A 1,259-nucleotide genomic window follows, 5' to 3' on the forward strand; every position below is an offset into this window, starting at 1 on the left:
TCCATCGTCGTGGCCGACAGGCCGGCGATGACGGCGATCCAGGTCAGCGCCAGGGTGAACAGGACCAGGATGGCGCCGACCGACAGCCAGGCCAGCACGCCCGCCCCGGAGCGGAAGCCCATGAGCAGGGCGACAAGTATCACGACCACGAGCGAGACCAGGTTGGCGACCAGCGAGGTCAGCACGTGCGCCCACAGCACCGACGACCGCGCGGTCGGCATCGACTGGAACCGCTCGAAGATGCCGCTCTTCATGTCCATGAACAGCCGGTAGGCGGTGTAGGCGATGCCCGAGGCGACCGTGATGAGCAGGATGCCGGGCAGCATGTAGTTCACATACGACGAGCCTGATCCGGTGGTGATGGCGCCGCCGAAGACGTAGACGAACATCAGCATCATGGCGATCGGCATGATCGCGGTCGTGATGATGGTGTCGGGGCTGCGGGTGATGTGACGCAGGGAGCGTCCCAGCAGGACGGTGGTGTCGCCGAAGAAGTGCGTGCTCATCGTGGTTTCCTTATGCCTTCGTGCCGACGAGGGTGAGGAAGACGTCCTCCAGGGTCGGCTGCTTTTCGACGTATTCGACCTTGGCGGGCGGCAGCAGCTGCTTGAGCTCGGCCAGGGTGCCGTTGACGAGGATCCGGCCCTCGTGCAGGATCGCGATCCGGTCGGCGAGGTGTTCGGCCTCGTCCAGGTATTGGGTGGTGAGCAGCACCGTGGTGCCGTTGTCGGCGAGTTCCTTGACGGCCTGCCACACCTCGATGCGCGCCTGGGGGTCGAGCCCGGTGGTCGGCTCGTCGAGGAAGATGACCGGCGGGTTGCCGATCAGGCTCATCGCGATGTCGAGGCGGCGGCGCATGCCACCCGAATACGTCGACACCTTCCGGGCGCCCGCGTCGGTCAGCGCGAAACGCTCGAGCAGGCCGTCGGCGACCTTGCCGGGATCCTTGAGGTGCCTCAACCGGGCGACCAGCACCAGGTTCTCCCGCCCTGTGAGGATCTCGTCGACCGCGGCGAACTGTCCGGTGAGGCTGATCGACTCCCGCACGTCCGCAGCCTGCGTGGCGACATCGAAGCCGTTCACCCGTGCGGTCCCCGCGTCGGCCTTGAGCAGCGTGGACAAAATTCTCACGGCCGTGGTCTTGCCCGCCCCGTTCGAGCCCAGCAGCGCGAAGATACTGCCCCGCGCCACGGTGAAGTCCACCCCGCGCAGCACCTTGAGTTCCTTGTACGACTTCTCCAGACCGTGCACCTGGATCG

The 1,259-nt window shown here is 66.2% G+C and carries 2 protein-coding genes; both read right to left on the reverse strand.

What is annotated here, in order from left to right:
• Window positions 1-506: ABC transporter permease (locus Mco01_RS38640; RefSeq protein ID WP_204061786.1), on the reverse strand; the 506-nt coding region annotated here is incomplete at its 3' end.
• A 10-nt stretch (window positions 507-516) separates the two neighbouring features.
• Window positions 517-1,257, reverse strand: a complete 741-nt coding sequence (locus Mco01_RS38645) for an ABC transporter ATP-binding protein (RefSeq protein WP_239104244.1) — start codon at window positions 1,255-1,257, stop codon at window positions 517-519.
• Window positions 1,258-1,259: the final 2 nt, after the last annotated feature.

The sequence above is a fragment of the Microbispora corallina genome, assembly GCF_016863035.1.
Lineage (GTDB): Bacteria > Actinomycetota > Actinomycetes > Streptosporangiales > Streptosporangiaceae > Microbispora > Microbispora corallina.